16 protein-coding genes and 1 riboswitch are annotated in these 17,922 nt (G+C 69.2%); of the genes, 2 read left to right on the top strand and 14 right to left on the bottom strand.

What is annotated here, in order from left to right:
- Nucleotides 1–82: 82 nt before the first annotated feature.
- Entirely contained in the window at nucleotides 83–1,162 is a 1,080-nt protein-coding gene (locus WJ12_RS01045; RefSeq protein WP_059559365.1) for an NAD(P)H-dependent flavin oxidoreductase, read from the bottom strand.
- A gap of 224 nt (nucleotides 1,163–1,386) precedes the next feature.
- On the opposite strand from WJ12_RS01045, the gene WJ12_RS01040 reads away from it, so the two are divergent.
- Both WJ12_RS01040 and WJ12_RS01035 read left to right on the top strand, forming a co-directional pair.
- Nucleotides 1,387–2,079, top strand: coding sequence for a dienelactone hydrolase family protein (locus tag WJ12_RS01040; protein ID WP_049033307.1), 693 nt, complete (start codon nucleotides 1,387–1,389; stop codon nucleotides 2,077–2,079).
- A gap of 81 nt (nucleotides 2,080–2,160) precedes the next feature.
- Nucleotides 2,161–3,639 (top strand): amidase, encoded by a 1,479-nt coding sequence (locus WJ12_RS01035; RefSeq protein ID WP_059559368.1) that lies wholly within the window; start codon nucleotides 2,161–2,163, stop codon nucleotides 3,637–3,639.
- Between the two features lie 86 nt (nucleotides 3,640–3,725).
- Here WJ12_RS01035 and metF read toward each other — a convergent pair whose 3' ends face one another.
- The 13 genes from metF to cheZ form a co-directional block, all read right to left on the bottom strand.
- Nucleotides 3,726–4,556 (bottom strand): methylenetetrahydrofolate reductase [NAD(P)H], encoded by an 831-nt coding sequence (gene metF, locus WJ12_RS01030; protein ID WP_034188068.1) that lies wholly within the window; start codon nucleotides 4,554–4,556, stop codon nucleotides 3,726–3,728.
- A gap of 19 nt (nucleotides 4,557–4,575) precedes the next feature.
- Nucleotides 4,576–4,929 carry a phage holin family protein gene (locus WJ12_RS01025; protein ID WP_006477367.1) on the bottom strand — a complete coding sequence of 118 codons (354 nt, stop codon included), beginning with the start codon at nucleotides 4,927–4,929 and terminating at the stop codon, nucleotides 4,576–4,578.
- Between the two features lie 164 nt (nucleotides 4,930–5,093).
- The gene (gene ahcY / locus WJ12_RS01020; RefSeq protein WP_034188069.1) at nucleotides 5,094–6,512 is read right to left on the bottom strand and encodes an adenosylhomocysteinase; all 1,419 of its coding nucleotides are present in this window, start codon (nucleotides 6,510–6,512) and stop codon (nucleotides 5,094–5,096) included.
- A 32-nt stretch (nucleotides 6,513–6,544) separates the two neighbouring features.
- Nucleotides 6,545–6,669, bottom strand: a riboswitch (S-adenosyl-L-homocysteine riboswitch).
- 101 nt (nucleotides 6,670–6,770) lie between these two features.
- Nucleotides 6,771–7,505: an RNA polymerase sigma factor FliA gene (locus WJ12_RS01015; RefSeq protein ID WP_034188070.1), complete on the bottom strand. Its 735-nt coding sequence runs from the start codon at nucleotides 7,503–7,505 to the stop codon at nucleotides 6,771–6,773.
- Between the two features lie 22 nt (nucleotides 7,506–7,527).
- Nucleotides 7,528–8,346: a nucleotide-binding protein gene (locus tag WJ12_RS01010; protein ID WP_034188071.1), complete on the bottom strand. Its 819-nt coding sequence runs from the start codon at nucleotides 8,344–8,346 to the stop codon at nucleotides 7,528–7,530.
- Nucleotides 8,339–10,120 carry a flagellar biosynthesis protein FlhF gene (gene flhF / locus WJ12_RS01005; protein ID WP_059559370.1) on the bottom strand — a complete coding sequence of 594 codons (1,782 nt, stop codon included), beginning with the start codon at nucleotides 10,118–10,120 and terminating at the stop codon, nucleotides 8,339–8,341. Before flhF ends, WJ12_RS01010 begins: the two co-directional genes overlap by 8 nt.
- Entirely contained in the window at nucleotides 10,117–12,219 is a 2,103-nt protein-coding gene (flhA, locus tag WJ12_RS01000) for a flagellar biosynthesis protein FlhA (RefSeq protein ID WP_059559372.1), read from the bottom strand. Before flhA ends, flhF begins: the two co-directional genes overlap by 4 nt.
- Nucleotides 12,220–12,295: 76 nt before the next feature.
- Nucleotides 12,296–13,495 carry a flagellar biosynthesis protein FlhB gene (gene flhB, locus WJ12_RS00995; RefSeq protein ID WP_034188074.1) on the bottom strand — a complete coding sequence of 400 codons (1,200 nt, stop codon included), beginning with the start codon at nucleotides 13,493–13,495 and terminating at the stop codon, nucleotides 12,296–12,298.
- A gap of 332 nt (nucleotides 13,496–13,827) precedes the next feature.
- A complete protein-coding gene (locus WJ12_RS00990; protein ID WP_034188075.1) occupies nucleotides 13,828–14,208 on the bottom strand; it encodes a DUF805 domain-containing protein in 381 nt (126 codons plus the stop codon).
- Nucleotides 14,209–14,505: 297 nt separating this feature from the next.
- The gene (locus WJ12_RS00985; RefSeq protein WP_034188076.1) at nucleotides 14,506–15,009 is read right to left on the bottom strand and encodes a VOC family protein; all 504 of its coding nucleotides are present in this window, start codon (nucleotides 15,007–15,009) and stop codon (nucleotides 14,506–14,508) included.
- Nucleotides 15,010–15,172: 163 nt separating this feature from the next.
- Nucleotides 15,173–16,411 carry a DUF3443 family protein gene (locus tag WJ12_RS00980; protein ID WP_059559373.1) on the bottom strand — a complete coding sequence of 413 codons (1,239 nt, stop codon included), beginning with the start codon at nucleotides 16,409–16,411 and terminating at the stop codon, nucleotides 15,173–15,175.
- Nucleotides 16,412–16,427: 16 nt separating this feature from the next.
- Nucleotides 16,428–16,931, bottom strand: coding sequence for a DUF2844 domain-containing protein (locus WJ12_RS00975; protein ID WP_034188078.1), 504 nt, complete (start codon nucleotides 16,929–16,931; stop codon nucleotides 16,428–16,430).
- A gap of 258 nt (nucleotides 16,932–17,189) precedes the next feature.
- Nucleotides 17,190–17,921, bottom strand: a complete 732-nt coding sequence (cheZ, locus tag WJ12_RS00970) for a protein phosphatase CheZ (protein WP_059559376.1) — start codon at nucleotides 17,919–17,921, stop codon at nucleotides 17,190–17,192.
- Nucleotide 17,922 lies beyond the last annotated feature (1 nt).

The following is a 17,922-nucleotide window of genomic DNA, read 5'->3' as shown; positions in this document are numbered from 1 at the left end:
TTCGATTCGGTATTTTGTGCCCGGGATCATTGAATGAAACGCGCGTGACAACACGCGCGCTTCGTCGTCCGGCATGAACCATTCAGGCGGCCGATGCGCGCCATTCGGCATCGAGCGCCGCGACGAGCTGCGACGTCGTCAGCGCATCGCCGCGGCGCCGCGCGAGCGGCGCGCCCTGTCCGGCCCACAGCGACAGGTAGTCGCCGTCGTTCGCGCGCGCGGCGGCCTGACGCAGCGGCTGCGTCAGCGCGTTCTGCACCGGGTACGGCGCGACGTCGGCCACGTGTGCGCCGAGCCGCGCCATCAGCGTGTTGCGCAACCCGCGCGCATGGCGGCCGGTGATCGCACGGGTGACCTGCGTCGACGTATCGGTGCTCGCGAGCAGGCGCGCCTTCCAGTCCGCCGCGATCGCGCTTTCCATGCAGGTGAGGAACGCGGTGCCGAGCTGGGCGCCCTGCGCGCCGAGCGCGAGCGCGGCCGCGATCCCGCGGCCGTCCATGATGCCGCCCGCGGCGAGCACGGGCAGGCCGGTCGCGTCGACGAGCTGCGGCACGAGCGCGAGCGTGCCGATCAGCGCATCGTCGGCGCAACCGATGAACGTGCCGCGATGGCCGCCCGCCTCGGCGCCCTGCGCGGACAGCGCGTCGGCGCCGGCCGCCTGCCACGCGAGCCCTTCGGCCACGTGCGTCGCGGTGCCGATCACATAGGTGCCGGCCGCCTTCAGCCGCGCGACGTCGGCCGCGTCGAGCACGCCGAACGTGAAGCTCGCGACCGGCACGCGCAGCGCGACGAGCGCGTCGAGCTGCGCGCGGAAGTCGGGCGCGTAGCGGGCCGGCGCGGTGCCCGGCGGCAAGCCGAGCGCCGCGTTCAGCGGGTCGATCGCGGCCAGTGCGCGCGCGACGGTCGCCGCGTCGGGCGTGGCGTCCGGCAGCACGAACAGGTTGACCGCGAACGGGCGATCGGTCGCCGCGCGAATGGCGTCGACTTCGGTGGCGAGGCGCTCGGGCGCGAACGCGGCGGCGCCGAGGCTGCCGAGCGCGCCCGCGTTCGATGCGGCGGCGACCATCGCGGTCGTGGTTGCGCCGACCATCGGCGCCTGCACGAGCGGCAGGCGCAGGCCGAAGCGTTCGGAAAAGGGCGTGGCAAACAGACGGGCAGACATGGCGAATCCTTCGATGAACGATGCGCGAAAGCGCTTTGTAAATGCCGGTACATCGACTCTATCGAAGCCGCGCGGCGCCGAAAAATGAATAATCGAGATCGAAACGATCGCTGCGCGAGAAGCCGGCGCGTGCGCTGCAGCACCCGGCGATTGGTGGCACACTAGGCCGCCCTCTTTCACCCCGGGGTGCGCATCGCGCATCCCGTTCGCCAGGAGTTCAGAACGTGACTGCCCAATGGATCGACATCCCGACCGGTAACGACAGCTTCGGCGGCTATCTCGCGCTGCCCAAGCGCGGCAAGGGCCCTGCCGTCATCATCATCCAGGAGATCTTCGGCGTGAACGCGCACATCCGCGCGGTCGCCGACCAGTACGCGTCCGACGGCTTCGTCGCGCTCGCGCCGGACGTGTTCTGGCGCACGCAGCCGCGCGTCGAGCTGACCTACGAAGGCGCGGATCGCGACAAGGGCATCGAGCTGATGAAGAAGACCGACGTGGGTCTCGCGGTTGCCGACATCGGCGCGGCGGCCGACGCGTTGCGCGCCCGCCCCGAAGTAGCCGGCAAGGTCGCCGCGATCGGCTACTGCTTCGGCGGCCAGCTCGCATACCGCGCGGCCGCGACCGGCAAGCTCGACGCGGCCGTGTCCTATTACGGCGGCGGCATCCAGAACGCGCTCGACCTGGCCGGCAAGGTCACGCAGCCGATCCTGTTCCACTACGCGGAAAACGATCACGGGATTCCGCTCACGGCCGTCGATGCGGTGAAGGCCGCGTTCGCCGGCCATGGCCACGCGTCCTTCCACGTGTACGCGGGCGCCGAGCACGGCTTCAACTGCACGGACCGCGCGTCGTACAACCAGCGCGCGGCGGCGCTCGCGCACGGCCGCACGCTGACGTTCCTCGCCGAGCACCTGTAAACATGCCCGGCCGCGGGCCCGGCGCACCGGGCCCGCGTTATGCTCCCCTCATCGCCACGAGTCACAACGGGGGTGACAGCGATGCACTCGGACTATCTCGCGCATGACGCGATCGGCCTCGCGGCGCTCGTGCGCGACCGCAAGGCCAGCCCGCGCGAACTGCTCGACGCCGCGATCGGGCAGGCCGAAGCGGTCAACGGCGCGATCAACGCGATCGTGCTGCAGGACTACGAAGCCGCGCGCCAGCGCGCGGGCGCCGCGCCCGAACCCGGCGCCGATGCGCCGTTCGCGGGCGTGCCTTATCTCGTCAAGGATCTCGGCGCGGCGGTCGCCGGGCTGCCGCTGTCGATGGGCAGCCGGCACTACCGCTATTTCGTGCCGGCCGACGACTCCCCGGTGATCGCGCGCAGCCGCGCGGCGGGCCTGAACCTGTTCGGCAAGACCAACACGTCGGAAATCGGCCAGATGCCGTACACCGAACCCGAGCTGTTCGGCGCGTGCCGCAACCCGTGGAATCTCGACCACACGCCCGGCGGCTCGAGCGGCGGCGCCGCGGCGGCGGTCGCGGCCGGCATCGTGCCGCTCGCGCATGCGTCCGACGGCGGCGGCTCGATCCGGATTCCCGCGTCGTGCTGCGGGCTGTTCGGCCTGAAGCCGAGCCGCAACCCGATGCTCGTCGACCAACCGTCGAACGGCGAACTCGTCGTCCAGCATGCGGTGTCGCGCAGCGTGCGCGACAGCGCGCTGCTGCTCGACGTGACGACCGGCCAGACGCTGCCGGCCGGCGCGCCGGGCACCTTCCTCGGCGCGATCGACACGCCGCCCGGCCCGCTGCGGATCGGCTTCGTCGTCGATCCGATGCTCGCGCCGGCACTCGCCGACGACACGCGGGCGGCGCTCGACGATGCGGCCGCGCTGCTCGAATCGCTCGGTCACCATGTCGAACCGGCGACGCTGAACGTCGACTACGCCCGCGCGGCCGAAACCTTCCTCACGCTGTGGGCGACGATCGCCGAGGAGATGGTGCTCGGCGCGCGCGCATTGACCGGCCGCACGCCGCGGCGCGGCGAATTCGAGGCCGCGACGTGGGCGATGGCCGTGGTCGGTCGGCGCCTCGCCCGCACGCGCCTGCCGGACGTGCTCGAATGGCAGCGCCAGCTGACCGTGCAGGTTTCCGGTCTCGTCTCGCGCTACGACGCGATCCTGTGCGCGTCGCTCGCGGCGCCGCCGGTGAAGATCGGCGAGCTGCAGCCGACGCCGTTCGAATCCGCGCAGATGAAGCTGGTCGCCGCGCTGCCGGTCAAGCCGCTGCTGAAGGAAATGCTCGCGAAGTCGTCGGAAAAGGCGTTCGCGTGGGCCGGCTGTACCGAGCTGTTCAACCTGACCGGCCAGCCGGCGATGTCGGTGCCGCTCTACTGGAATGCGCGCGGGCTGCCGATCGGCGTGCAGTTCGCCGCGCGCCACGCCGACGACGCGCTGCTGCTCAGGCTCGCGCGGCAGCTCGAGCAGGCGCGGCCGTGGTTCGATCGCCGCCCGCCGCTGATGCAGGCGCAGCGCTGACGCGCGGGCGCTTGCGCCACGCGTCACGAAAAAAACCCCGCCGGGAACCCGGCGGGGTTTTGGCGCATGCAACCGCGCGACCGCGCTTACACGGCGAGCCGTTCGCAGATCGTCCGCGTGGCGGTCGCTGCGTTCAGCGTATAGAAATGCAGCCCCGGCACGCCCGCATCGATCAGGCGCTGGCACAGGCCCGTGACGACGTCCGCGCCGAACGCGCGGATCGACTCGCGATCGTCGCCGAAGCTTTCGAGCCGGCGCGCGACCCAGCGCGGCACTTCGGCGCCGCACATCTCGGAGAAGCGCATCAGCTGCGAGAAGTTCGTGATCGGCATGATGCCCGGCACGATCGGCACGTCCACACCCAGCTTGCGCGTATCGTCGACGAAGCGGAAATACGCGTCGGCGTTGAAGAAGTACTGCGTGATCGCGGAATTCGCGCCGGCTTTCACCTTGCGCGCGAAATTCTCGAGATCGGCCTTCGGCGAACGCGACTGCGGGTGGTACTCCGGGTAGCCGGCGACTTCGATGTGGAACCAGTCGCCATGCTCGGCGCGGATGAAGCTGACGAGCTCGGACGCATAACGCAGCTCGCCGACCTCGCCCATCCCCGACGGCAGGTCGCCGCGCAGCGCGACGATGTGCCGGATGCCGTGCGAGCGGTACTGGTCGAGGATCGCGCGCAGGCTGTCGCGCGACGAGCCGATGCACGACAGGTGCGGCGCGGCCTCGAGGCCGTCCTTCTGCATGTCGAGCACGGTATCGAGCGTGCCCTGCTGCGTCGAGCCGCCGGCGCCGAACGTCACGGAGACGAATTTCGGCTTCAGCGGCAGCAGTTGCGCACGCGTCGCGCGCAGCTTTTCGACGCCGTCCGCCGTCTTCGGCGGGAAGAATTCAAACGAGAGTTCGATCGGTTTCATGATTCGGTGGGTTCAGCCCTCAGCCGATGTCGCGCTGGCCGAAGATCAGGGCGGACAGCAGCCACGACACGATGCTGTACAGGATCGACCCGAAGAACGCGGACCAGAATCCCGACACCTCGAAGCCCTTCAGCAGCGACGACGCGAACCAGAAGCACAGCGCGTTCACGACGAGGATGAACACCCCCAGCGTGACGATCGTCACGGGCAGCGTCAGCAGGATCAGCACCGGACGGATCACCGTGTTGATCAGGCCGAGCACGACCGCGATGATCAGCGCGGTGCCGAAGCTCTTGATGTGGATCGACGGCACGAGATACGTGATGATCAGCAGCGCGAGCGCGTTGATGACCCAGGTGAGGATGACGCTCATGGAGTGCTCCGGTTCGGTTGTCGATCTGTACGATCAGTGGCCGCCGCCGGCCGCCGCGCGGGCCCGAAGGCGCCGCGCGGCAAGCCGGCGATCCGGCGCCGGGCCGCTGCCGCACCGTGCGTCCCGCAGCGGGGCGCGCACGGCACGGCGGCGGCCGCGACGCATCAGTAGCGGTAATGGTTCGGCTTGAACGGGCCGTCCTTCTGCACGCCGATGTACGAAGCCTGCTCGTCCGACAGCACGGACAGGTTCGCGCCGATGCGCGCGAGGTGCAGGCGCGCGACCTTTTCATCGAGATGCTTCGGCAGCACGTACACCTTGTTCTCGTACTCGTTGCCGCGCACGAACAGCTCGATCTGCGCGAGCGTCTGGTTCGCGAACGAGTTCGACATCACGAACGACGGGTGGCCGGTCGCGCAGCCGAGGTTCACGAGGCGGCCTTCCGCCAGCAGGATCACGCGCTTGCCGTCCGGGAAGATGATGTGGTCGACCTGCGGCTTGATGTTTTCCCACTGGTACTGGCGCGTCGACGCGACGTCGATTTCCGAGTCGAAGTGGCCGATGTTGCAGACGATCGCGTTGTGGCGCATCGCCTTCATGTGATCGTGGTTGATCACGTGGTAGTTGCCGGTCGCCGTCACGAAGATGTCGGCCTTGTCGGCCGCGTATTCCATCGTCACGACGCGGTAGCCTTCCATCGCCGCCTGCAGCGCGCAGATCGGATCGATTTCGGTGACCCACACGGTCGCGCCCAGGCCGCGCAGCGACTGCGCGCAGCCCTTGCCCACGTCGCCGTAGCCCGCGACGACCGCGACCTTGCCCGCAATCATCACGTCGGTCGCGCGCTTGATGCCGTCGACCAGCGATTCGCGGCAGCCGTACAGGTTGTCGAACTTCGACTTCGTGACCGAATCGTTCACGTTGAACGCCGGGAACGGCAGGCGGCCGTCCTTTTCCATCTGGTACAGGCGGTGCACGCCGGTCGTGGTTTCCTCGGTCACGCCCTTGATGTGCGCGAGGCGCTTCGAGTACCAGGTCGCATCGATGTCGAGGTGCTTCGCGATCGACTTGTACAGCGCGACTTCTTCCTCGTTGGTCGGCTTCGCGATCACCGAACGGTCCTTCTCGGCCTTCGCGCCGAGGATCAGCAGCAGCGTTGCGTCGCCGCCGTCGTCCAGGATCATGTTCGCGAATTCGCCGTTCGGCCATTCGAAGATGCGGTGCGAGAACTCCCAGTATTCGTCGAGCGACTCGCCCTTGAACGCGAACACCGGCGTGCCGGCTTCGACGATCGCGGCCGCGGCGTGATCCTGCGTCGAGAAGATGTTGCACGAGGCCCAGCGGACGTCCGCGCCGAGCGCCTTCAGCGTCTCGATCAGCACGCCCGTCTGGATCGTCATGTGCAGCGAACCGGCGATGCGCGCGCCCTTCAGCGGCTGCTGCGCCTTGTATTCGTCGCGGATCTGCACGAGGCCCGGCATTTCGGTCTCGGCGATGTTGAGTTCCTTGCGGCCCCAGCCGGCCAGTGCCATGTCGGCGACGACGTAATCGTGGGAAGCCTTGGAATCGATAATGGCGTTCATCACGCCCTCCTTTCTAAAAAAGTTCTAGATTGGTGACGTGAGCGCCGTTCAGGAAGCGGGGCCGGCGCGACGATCGCTGAACGCGCCGCACGGCTGCTTGGTGAAGCCTTCCGAGCCTGGCGGACACGGATGGTCCGTCGCAACGCTCCTCGGAAAACGGAGGGGATTGTAGCAAATCGGCGCGCAAAATGCGCGAGCACCGCGACGCAAGCACGGCACAAGCGCGCGGCGTCGGCGCGCGTGGCCGCCCTGACAGGGTCAGGACTCCGCGCCGACCCAGGCCTGTTCGCGCAGCCGCGCGCGCAGGCGCGCGACGGCCTGGCTGTGCAGCTGGCACACGCGCGACTCGCTCACTTCGAGCACCGCGCCGATCTCGCGCAGATTCAGACCCCGTTCGTAGTACAGCGACATCAGCAGCTTCTCGCGCTCCGGCAGCCGCTCGATCGCCTCGACGAGCGCCTCGCGCAGGTGCTCGTCGAGCAGCGCCGACAGCGGATCGGCGTGATCGACGCGATAGCGGTCGAGAAACGGCTCGTCGTCGGCCGCGCGGTCGAAATCCTCGTAGTAGATGAGCTGGCTGCCGTGCAGGTCCTGCAGCATCCCCTGGTATTCGTCGAGCGGCATCTTCAGGTGCTCGGCGATCTCGGTCTCGCTCGCCGAGCGGCCGAGATGCTGCTCGACCTGGTGCACCGCGTGCTCGACCTCGCGCGACGTCTTGCGCAGGCTGCGCGGCAGCCAGTCGTTGCTGCGCAGCTCGTCGAGCATCGCGCCGCGGATGCGCTGCGTCGCGTAGGTCTCGAACTGCGCGCCCTGGTCTTCCTTGTAGCGGCCGGCCGCGTCCATCAGGCCGATCATGCCGGCCTGGATCAGATCGTCGAGGTCGACGCTCGCCGGCATCTTCGCGACGAGCTGCAGCCCGAGGCGACGCACGAGCGGCGCATATTGCGCGAGCACGTCGGCCTGGGACATCTTTCCTTGAGCGTTGTACATCATGGCTCTCTCCTTCCGGTGGCGCTCACGCGGCGTGTGCCGCGCCGGCCTCATACGACGGCTTGCCGCCCGCGTGGACCGCGCGCCCCGTGCCCGGCCGCGGGCGCATCGGCCAGTACAGCAGGTCGGCGGCAATCTGCCGGTAGTCGCGCGCAGCCGGCGACGACGGGAACGCATCGACCACCGCGTGCATCAGTTCGCGCGCATGCTCGACGAGCGGATCGGCGCTCACGCAGCCCGCGTCGGCGATCGACACGGTCAGGTAGCGGCTCGCGACGCCCGCGAGGTTGTCGAAGGCCGTCTTCGCGTCCGCGTGGCTGCCGACGTGATTGGTCAGCACGCGGAACTGCGCGAACGCGTGCGCGAAATGCAGCCGCTTCATGCATGCGTACGCCTCGGTGATCGCCTGCGCGGCGACCCGCGTGACGACCAGCACGTCGTGGGCCTCGCGGGCGAGCGCCGAGAACGAACCGTCGGCGCCGAGCTGCGCGTCGACCAGCACGATGTCGGCCGGGCCGTCGATGAAATCGCTCAACTGCGCGTCGCTGTAGCCGGCACGCGCGAGCCGCGCGGCCGCGCACAGGCCGAAGCCGGCGGCCACCCGCGTGCGTTCGCCGTCGCGCAGCCACGCGCCCGCCAGGGTCGCGCTGGCCGAATGCACGTCGGCGCGTTCGTCGACGACGAGCACGTCCTTGCCGAGCGACGCAAGCGCCGTCGCCAGATTCACGATGGCGGACGTGCAGCCCACCCCCGTCGGCCCGCCCGTCACCGCGACGATGCGCGACGCGCGCCCGGCCAGCAGGCGCCGCAGCCCTTCGGCCTGGTCGATGATCCGTTTATCCAAATCGCACCTCGTGCAGCTCGGCGGTGGAACGTGCGGTCAGTGCGGAAAGCAGCGTCGGCATGTCCTCGTCTTGCGGCACGAAGGGGGAGCCGTCGCGCGGCACACAGAACGCGCTCTTCAGCAGGAATTTGGTCGAGGCGACGTACAGGTTCTCCGGCACCTTCTGGCCGGTCGACACGTAGTGGACCGGCAGCTTGTAGCGGATCACCGTGTCGAGCACGCCGCCGAGGTGGGTCGCCTCGTCGAGCTTCGTGAGGATGCAGCCGGCGAGATCGGAGGATGCCGCGTGCGGATGCTCGCCCGCGCTGCGGTATGCCTGCACGACTTCGTTGAGCGTGTCGCCGTGGCTCGTCGCGTTGAGCAGCAGCAAGCGCTGCACCGGCGCGTTCGCGCCGTGCAGCATCGCGATCTGGTCGGACACCGCGCGGTCGCGCTGGCTCATGCCGATCGTGTCGATCAGCACGATGTGCTTGTTGCGCAGCTCGGACAGCGCGAGCGCGAGATCGCCCGCATCCTTCACCGCGTGCACCGGCACGCCGAGGATCTTGCCGAAGATGCGCAACTGCTCGTGGCCGCCGATCCGGTAGCTGTCGGTGGTCAGCAGCGCGACCTTGCTCGCGCCGAAGCGCATCACGCAGCGCGCGGCCAGCTTCGCGGTGGTGGTCGTCTTGCCGACGCCCGTCGGCCCCATCAGCGCGAACACGCCGCCGCGCTCCATCAGCGCATCCTCGCTGTCGAGCACCGGCAGGTTCGACGCGAGCACCGACTGCGCCCATTCGGCGGCCTGTTCGAAGGTCTGCGTGCCGTCGCCGGACGGCAGGTTGTCGACCAGCATCCGCACGAGCTGCGCGGAGAAACCGGCCGCGAACAGGTGCTTCGTCAGCGCGCCGTGCACGGCGCTGCGACGCTGGCGGTCGTGCCACTTCAGGCTGTCGAACTGCTCTTCCATCATCCCGCGCAGTTCGCCGAGTTCCTGCATCACCGTGTCGTTGACGATCCGCTCGATGCGCGACTTCACCGCGTCGGCCACCGCGGCGGCCGTGTCGGCGGACAGGCGCGCGCGCTCGGCCGTCTTTGCCGCGTGCGCGGCGCCCGTGTCGGGCGCGCGGGAGGCGGCCGGCATCCGGCGCTCGGCGTCGCGCACGATGTCGCGCGCCCAGTCGGGCGGCGTCGCGCGCGCGGCGGCCTGCGGCGCGGGTGCGCTCGCGGGCGGCGTGGCCGGCGCCTGCGCGCGTGCGATCAGCGCGTCGCGCTGCTGCGTCAGGCGCTTCGCGTGCTCGACCAGCCAGGGGGCAGGTTCGGCCGCGCCGGCGGCCGGGGTGTCGGCGGCGATGCCGGCGGCGGACGTGGCGATCGGCGGCGAGGCCGCAGCCGGCGGCATGGCCGGCGCATCCGCATCGAGCGCCGACGCGTGCGCGTCCGGCTCCTCCGCGTCGGCGCTCGCGCCGAACACGGACGAGAACACGTCCGGCAGCCCGCCTTCGCCGGCGGCATAAGGATTCATGACCGGGCGCGCCGGTACCGCGCCCGGGCGCGACACGATGCCCGGCACGGCGGCGGCCGGCACGGATTCCGGCAGGCGCGGCGTGGCGAGGCGCGAGCGGGCGGCCGGCGGCGTCACCGCGGCCAGGTCCGAATCGGCGAGTGCAACGATTTCGACGCTGCCGTCATCGAGCGTGCGGTTCGACAGCACGACCGCGTCGGCGCCGAGCGCCTCGCGCACGAGACGAAGTGCGTCGCGGCTCGTTGCGCCGGTGAATTTGCGAATGTTCAAGCGGAACCCCCGATGACGTTAACGACCTTGATCGTGCGTGTGTCCGGCACTTCGGCATACGACAGCACTTTCAATTGCGGCAGGCTGCGGCGCAGGAAACGCGCGAGCATCGCGCGCAGCGCGTGCTGCACGAGCAGCACGGGCGGCAGCCCGAGATTCTGTTGACGCAGCATCGCTTGCTGCGTGCCGGTCAGAAGGTTGTGCGCGAGGCCGGGTTCGAGGCCCGGGTTCGCGCCGGTGGCGAGCGCCTGCGACAGCACGCGCTCGAGATTCGCATCGAGGCCCATCACCTGCATTTCGCCGGCGCCCGGATACCACTGCTGCGTGATCGCGCGGCCGAGCGAGAGCCGCACCGCGGCCGTGATCTCGTACGCGTCGCCGCGGCCCGCGTGTTCGGACACGGCCTCGAGGATCGTGCGCATGTCGCGGATCGGCACGCCTTCCTCGAGCAGGTTCTGCAGCACCTTCTGCAGCGTCGTCAGCGAGATCGTCTTCGGCACGAGGTCCTCGACGAGCGACGGCGCGTCCTTGCCGGTGCGCTCGATGAGCGCCTGCACTTCCTGGCGGCCGAGCAGTTCGGCCGCATGCTGGACGACGAGATGGTTCAGGTGCGTCGCGACGACCGTGCTCGCGTCGACCACCGTGTAGCCGTACACCTGCGCCTGCTCGCGCAGCGCGACGTCGATCCACACGGCCGGCAGCCCGAACGCGGGATCCTGCGTGACCGCGCCCGGCAGCGCGGCCGTCACCTGGCCCGGGTTGATCGCGAGCCACTGGCCCGGGAACACTTCGCCGACGCCGATCTCGACGCCCTTCAGCGCGATCCGGTACGCATTCGGCCGCAGCTCGAGGTTGTCGCGGATATGGATCACCGGCGGCAGGAAGCCGATTTCCTGCGCGAATTTCTTGCGGATGCTCTTGATGCGCTTGAGCAGCTCGCCGTCGCTGCCCTTGTCGACAAGCGGGATCAGCCGGTAGCCGACTTCGAGGCCGAGCGGATCGATCAGCTGCACGTCGTCCCAGGTTGCCTCGTGGCTGTCGGACGGCAGCACCGCGGGCGGCGCGATGTCGGTCACGTCGCCGGCCGCCTTGCGGGCCGCCGCGCGCCGGGTCAGCGTGCGGGCCAGCCAGATCGCGCCGCCGCCGAGCGCGAGAAACGCGAAGTGCGGCATCCCCGGGATCAGCCCCATGACCACGATGATCACGCCGGTGATCGTCAGCACGCGCGGGTTCGTGAACAGCTGGCCGGTGATCTGCGTGCCGATGTCCTCGTCGGTCGCGACACGCGACACGATCACGCCGGCTGCAGTCGAGATCACGAGCGACGGGATCTGCGCGACGAGGCCGTCGCCGATCGTCAGCAGCGTGTAGTTCGTGCCGGCCGCGGCGAACGACATGTCGTGCTGGACCATCCCGACGATCAGCCCGCCGATCACGTTGATCGCCATGATGATCAGGCCGGCGATCGCATCGCCGCGCACGAACTTCGACGCGCCGTCCATCGACCCGTAGAACTCGGCTTCCTGCGACACGGCGAGACGCCGCTTGCGCGCCTGTTCCTCGTTGATGAGGCCCGCGTTCAGGTCGGCGTCGATCGCCATCTGCTTGCCGGGCATCGCGTCGAGCGTGAAGCGCGCGGACACTTCGGCGATCCGCCCCGCGCCCTTCGTGATCACCATGAAGTTGATGATCATCAGGATCACGAACACGACGATGCCGACCGCGAAATTGCCGCCGACGAGGAAGTGGCCGAACGCCTCGATCACCTGGCCGGCGGCGTCCGGCCCGGTGTGGCCCTCGAGCAGCACGACGCGCGTCGACGCGACGTTCAGCGACAGGCGCAGCAGCGTCGAGAACAGCAGCACGCTCGGGAACGCCGCGAAGTCGAGCGGCTTCATCGTGTACATGCTGACGAGCAGCACCATCACCGACAGCGCGATGTTGAACGTGAACAGCAGATCCAGCAGCATCGGCGGCAGCGGCAGGATCATCATCCCCAGGATCATGCAGATGAGGATCGGGCCCGCGAGCGCGCGCAGGTTCGTGCCGGCGAACGGGTTCTGGCGCTTGGCGAACAGGCCGGTGGTCGGGGTGCTCATGCTGCCTCCGGCCGGGCCGCGTCAGGGGCGGTAGCCGCTACGGGGAACGGCGCGCGCGGGTGAGCGTGGGGGCGGATCATTGCGACGCTCCTTGCTGGCCGAGCGTGTCCTCGGCTTCCTCGCGTTCGTCGCCGGCGGCGACCGACGTGCCCTTGTCGAGTTCGGCCGGCACGTCGAGATCGACCGGCACCGCCGGAAACGCGCCGCCTTCCGAGCGGAAGCGCTTGAGCTGGTAGACCCACGCGAGCACCTCGGCGACGGCCGAGTACAGCGAGCCGGGGATCTCGCGCTCGAGTTCGACGTTGTGATACAGCGCACGCGCGAGCGGCGGCGCCTCGAGCAGCGGCACGTTGTGTTCGGCCGCGAGTTCGCGGATGCGCGCCGCGACGAGGTTCACGCCCTTCGCGACGACCTTCGGCGCGCGCATCTCGCCGTCCGTGTATTGCAGCGCGACGGCGAAGTGGGTCGGGTTCGTGACGACCACGTCGGCCTTCGGCACGGCCGCCATCATCCGGCGGCGCGCGATCGCGCGCTGCTGCTGGCGGATCCGCCCCTTCACGTGCGGATCGCCTTCGTTCTCGCGATGCTCGCGCTTCACTTCTTCCTTCGTCATGCGCAACTTCTTGTTGTACTGCCAGATTTGGTAAGGCACATCGAGCGCGGCGACCACCAGCATCCCGGCGACCGTCGTGCCGCAGCACACGGCGACCAGGTGCAGCGCGTCGGGGAGCGCGACGCCGAGCGGCTGCGTCGCGAGGCCGAGCAGTTCGTCCTTGCTGCGCCAGATCGCGACGCCGCCGATCCCGCCGACGACGATCGTCTTCGCGACCGACATCCCGAGCTGGATCGGCCCCTGGATCGAGAAGATCCGGCCGAGGCCCGAGATCGGGTTCAGGCGGTCGAACTTCAGCTCGAACGTCTTCTGCGAGATCAGCCAGCCGCCGAGCGCCATCGGCGCGAGCAGCGCGGCGAGACCGGTGAGCGCGAGGATCGGCAGCAGCGCGGTGAGGCCCTCGAGGCTCGCGCTGCCGGCCGCCGACAGCATCCGGTTCGTGTCGAATGCGGTCGCGCGATCGAACGTGAACGCGCCGCGCAGCATCGTCTGCAGATGCGCGCCCGACGGGCCCGCGAGCAGCCATGCGCCGTAGAATCCGGCCGCGAGCAGCGCGAACGAAGCCAGCTCGCGCGAACGCGCGACCTGCCCCTCCTCGCGCGCCTTCTCGCGGCGCCTGGGAGTGGCGGCTTCGGTCTTGTCGAGATCGCTCTCGTCTGCCACGGGGCCTCCAGTCGGGTACGGCGGAATGCCGCTTTCCAGTGACACCGATTATTCATGCAGGCGTCAAACGCCGATCGGTCGAGCAAAGCCGGGAAAGGGGGGTATTTCGGGGAATCGGGCGAGCCGGTGCGAACGCGGCTGGCGCGGGGGCGCAGCGACGCGCGGCAACGCGGAAAAACGTGCCGATCGGCGCGATGGCGAGGGGTCGGCCGCGGGCAGGACGCCGACGGCGGGAAGCGGGGAAAGGGCGAAACGACTGCGGTAAACCGACGGGCGGGAAAGGCGGGACATTCAGGCCCCGGCGCGACGCTCGCGCGCCGGGGCGGGACCGGTCAGACGGCCGGAATCGGATCGGCGCCGAAGCGGTTCGGGCCGTCGGTGCCGCGCGAGCACATCCACACGAGCAGCAGGATGCCGCCGACCACCGGAATCAGCGCGATCAGCAGGAACCAGCCCGAGCGGCCCGTATCGTGCAGGCGGCGCACGCTGACCGCGATGCCCGGAACGAGCAGCGCCAGCGAGACCAGGCAGATGACGCCGAGCAGCAGCAGCGTGATCAGGCCGCCATCGCGGCCGGCCGCGCCGATGACCTGGGCCGCGATCGAAAGAATGACGCTCAGCAGCGTGAAATACCAGTATTCGGCACGACGCGCACGGCCTTCGAATGTCGCGTATTTATTGAGTGCGGTACGAACGGCTTCGGAAAAACCCATCTTATTACCCTCCTGTTTTATATTGGCACCCCGGAAACAACGCCGGCATTATATGTTTGATTTTCACCGGACTCCATCTGTTTCGCCTGCCGGCCGGCGCTCGCCCGTTCGCATGGACGCCGATGCCGCGCGGGAAAGGCCGCTCCAGCATAATTCGGTACCGCGGCCTTGCATGCCGCGTCATTTTAATAATCTTGAATACCTGACAGAAACGACAGCCCCCGATAATCCGGCATTTGATTACATTCGAATGAAACCGCGCACCAACGATAATCGCGTGACGTGCGCGGCATTCGATTATCCGGCCTGATCCGCCGCCTGCTGCAGCGCGGCGAGGTCGAGCTTCTTCATCGTCATCACCTGCGCCATCACGCGCTCGGCGCGCGCCGGGTCGCCCGTCATCAGTTCGGCCATCTGCACCGGCACGACCTGCCACGACACGCCGAAGCGGTCGCGCAACCAGCCGCACTGCTGCGCGCGCTCGTCGCCGCCTTCGGACAGGCGTGCCCAGTAATGATCGATCTCGTCCTGGTCGCGGCAGTTGACGACGAACGACACGGCCGGTGTGATCTGGAACACGGGGCCGCCGTTCAGCGCGACGAACGCCTGCCCGTCGAGCTCGAACGCGACGGTCATCACCGCGCCCTCCGCGCTGCCGGACGCGTGCGCGCCGGCCTTGCCGTAGCGCGCGACGTGCACGATGCGCGCGTTGTCGAACACCGACACGTAGAAGCCGGCCGCCGCCTCGGCGTCGCGGTCGAACCACAGGAACGGCGTGATGCGCTGGATACGCGGGTTCATGACGTTGTCTCCTCGATGTCGTGCCGGCACCGGTGCCGGTCTTACATCGTAGGCGCTGCGCCCGCGCGCGGCGGAAATCCGGCCCATCGGACACGCACGGCGGCGCGATAAAAAAAGGGGGCGATCGCTCGCCCCCTTTGTTCCCGCGTGCCGCCGCGCCCTGTCAGAACGCGACGAACGGCGGCGCGCCGCCGCTCGCGGTCTTGTCCATCCCGAAGTAGATCGTCTTGCCGTAGAAGTGCGGCATGCCGATGTCCAGCCAGCTGGTCGAGCCGAACGGGCCCGCGATGTCGTTGAACGCGAACGTCGACGGGTTCGAGAACAGCGAATCGGCGTTCGAGACGGGCATCGACACGACACCCGACGCGCCGTTCTGGCCGCTCAGCGTCGCCGAGTAGGTCGTCGCGGACGACGGGCAGTAGAACTCCGTGTTCCGCGAACAGACCGTCTGCGCCGAATCGTTGAAGAAATACGCGTTCGAGCCCGTATCGAAGAACGCGGTCACGTTGCGCCCGAGGAACGTCGCGCTGACGTCGCCCGTCGTGGTCGACGTCAGGACCGTCTTGCCGCTCAGGCTCGGCAGGCCGAACGTCAGCGTCCCGGTCGCGCTCGCCTGCCCGTTGCTCGAGATGGCCGGCATCTGCACGCTCACGCCGTCGCTGTTCGCGAAACGATGGACCGGGTTGGCCACCTGCTGCGACAGCGGCACGAGCGCCACCGTGCAGCTCGCGTTGTCGCCGTTCGGGCACGCGTAGTAGTTGTTGCTCGACGACGTCGACGTCGCGCAGGTCGTGCCGCAGTCGTACGGCGCGGGCCCGATGCCGAGGATCCCGTTCGCGCCCAGCGCACCCGCCGAGTTGGCCGACGCGCCGCCGTTCGTGCACGAGCTCGGCACGTTGGTCGTGCCGAGGTCGCCGATGATCTGTACGGGCAGCGCGCTCGCCTGCTCGGTGCCGATCGACAGGTCGACCGTGCGTACCGATCCCCACGTGTAGCTCGACACGAACTTGCCGCACTCGGCCACCGGCGCGCCGCCGCTCGTCACCTGCGGCAGGCTGCCCAGCACGCCCGACACCGCGCTGCCGACGAGCCGCAGCCCGTAGGACGCGGTATCGACCAGCACGTTGTTGACCACCTGGCAGTTCGACGTGCCCGGCGCGCAGACCTTCACGCTGATGGTCGGGATGTTGATCACGTTCGCGACGCCCGTGGCGACCGTGATGACGGCGGTATTTCCGGAATTGCCGTCCGATCCGCCGGATCCGTTGTTGCCGTTGTTGCCCGTGTTGCTGCCGCCGCCGCCGTCGCCGCCGCCGCCGCCGCATGCGGTGACGAGCACGGCCGTCGCGGCCGCGAGGCCCAGCACGCCGAGCCAGCGCTTGAATGTACGATGAATGCTCAAGATCGCTCTCCCGCTGTCACTGGATGTCGGTGCCGGCCAGGCCGGCCGGCAGCGCCGCCGGCAGCCACGCCTGACCCGAGAACGCGCCCATGTGGCCGCCCGTCCGGATCACGAGGCCGCTCGTGTCGACGGCCACGGGCGCACGCCAGCCGCGCGCCTTGTGCGCCGCCTGGACGCCTGCGGTGTACTGCGGGAAATAGCTGCCGAGCAGCGACGCGAGATCCGGCATCGTCGGCCCGCTCCACGCGAGGCCGAACACGCTGCCGGCGGCCGACGTGTATTCGTGGATGACGGTGCCCGACCCGAGCGTGATCTCGCGGACGGTATAGCCGGCCGTGCTCGTCTGCACGCCGTCCGCCGAACGCATCGCGCGCTGCAGCGCGCGCACGGTGGCGGCCTGATCGTCCGCGGGCGGCGACATCGGCGCGCCGCCCAGTTCAGCATGTGCGTGGACGGCCCACAGCACACCCATTGCGGCCGCCGCCTGCGCGACGGTCCAGCCCAAGCGTTTCAGCTTCACGTTCCCCCCCAAGGGATTGGCTTCGTTGCGGCGGCGCCGCCATCGGGCCTGCGCCGCCTGCCAACCGATGATTCGTACGAATGACGCTACGTTGCTGCTGACGCGTAGTATGCCTGCTGAGTGTGATCAAGTGTCAATTCGCCGCAGGATCACGCCGCGCCGCAGGGACGCGGCGCGCACGGGGAAACGAGGCGGGAACGGGAAAGGCGCGCGGCGGGCGCCCCGCGAAACGGGGCGCGCCGACGCGTGGCGGCAAGGTCAGAAGCCGAGGCTCGCGAGCAGGTCGTCGACCTGCCCCTGGTCCTGGACCACGTCGGATTTGCCTTCCGGCGCGATCTGCGGGCCGTTGAGCAGCGACTCGGGGCTGCCGGTCGCACTCATCTGCTCGGCCGCGAGCGCGGCCGCGGTGGCCGCGAACTGTTCGCGCCGCTCGGGCGCGATGTTCTCGACGAGCACGGTGAGGAGCTGCTGCTCGATCAGGTAGACCATGTCCATGATCTTCTTGATCACCTGCCCGGTGAGATCCTGGAAATCCTGCGCGAGCATGATCTCGAGCAGCTGCGCGCTGGTGGCCGACGTCGCCTCGGGCAACGTGCGCAGGAACGCGCGCGTATCGTCCATCAGCTCGCGCACTTCCGCGTGCTCGATCGGCGCCGCATACCACTGCGTCCAGCGCGCGTCGAGCGCCTCGGCCTCGGTCTGGATGCGCGCCTGCATCGGCTTCGCGACCTCGATCGCATTCAGCACGCGCACGGCGGCCTGCTCGGTCATCGTCGCGACGTAGCGCAGCCGGTCGCGCGCATCGGGCACGGCCTCCGCCGCGCGCTCGACGTGCTTGTCGAGCCCGAGCTCGCGCATCGAGTCGCGCAGCGTGCGCGTGACGTGGCCGATGCGCGCGAGGATGCGGTCGCTCGCGAAATCGGCGCCTTCTGGCTGGCTGTCGGCGCTGAATCCCGCGCCGGCGAGCGCCGCATGGATCGGCTCGTTCACG

This window comes from Burkholderia seminalis (assembly GCF_001718535.1).
In the GTDB taxonomy this organism is placed as follows: Bacteria; Pseudomonadota; Gammaproteobacteria; order Burkholderiales; family Burkholderiaceae; genus Burkholderia; species Burkholderia seminalis.
Note: the sequence above shows the minus strand (reverse complement) of the source record. Positions and strands in the feature narration are given on the sequence as shown.

Bases quoted from the DNA above. Each gene is read 5' to 3' on its own strand.
- WJ12_RS00985 (WP_034188076.1), bottom strand. From the start codon at position 15,009: ATGAACCCGCGTATCCAGCGCATCACGCCGTTCCTGTGGTTCGACCGC.
- ahcY (WP_034188069.1), bottom strand. From the start codon at position 6,512: ATGAACGCCATTATCGATTCCAAGGCTTCCCACGATTACGTCGTCGCC.
- WJ12_RS01045 (WP_059559365.1), bottom strand. From the start codon at position 1,162: ATGTCTGCCCGTCTGTTTGCCACGCCCTTTTCCGAACGCTTCGGCCTG.
- WJ12_RS01035 (WP_059559368.1), top strand. From the start codon at position 2,161: ATGCACTCGGACTATCTCGCGCATGACGCGATCGGCCTCGCGGCGCTC.
- flhA (WP_059559372.1), bottom strand. From the start codon at position 12,219: ATGAGCACCCCGACCACCGGCCTGTTCGCCAAGCGCCAGAACCCGTTC.
- WJ12_RS01015 (WP_034188070.1), bottom strand. From the start codon at position 7,505: ATGATGTACAACGCTCAAGGAAAGATGTCCCAGGCCGACGTGCTCGCG.
- WJ12_RS00990 (WP_034188075.1), bottom strand. From the start codon at position 14,208: ATGGGTTTTTCCGAAGCCGTTCGTACCGCACTCAATAAATACGCGACA.
- WJ12_RS01025 (WP_006477367.1), bottom strand. From the start codon at position 4,929: ATGAGCGTCATCCTCACCTGGGTCATCAACGCGCTCGCGCTGCTGATC.
- metF (WP_034188068.1), bottom strand. From the start codon at position 4,556: ATGAAACCGATCGAACTCTCGTTTGAATTCTTCCCGCCGAAGACGGCG.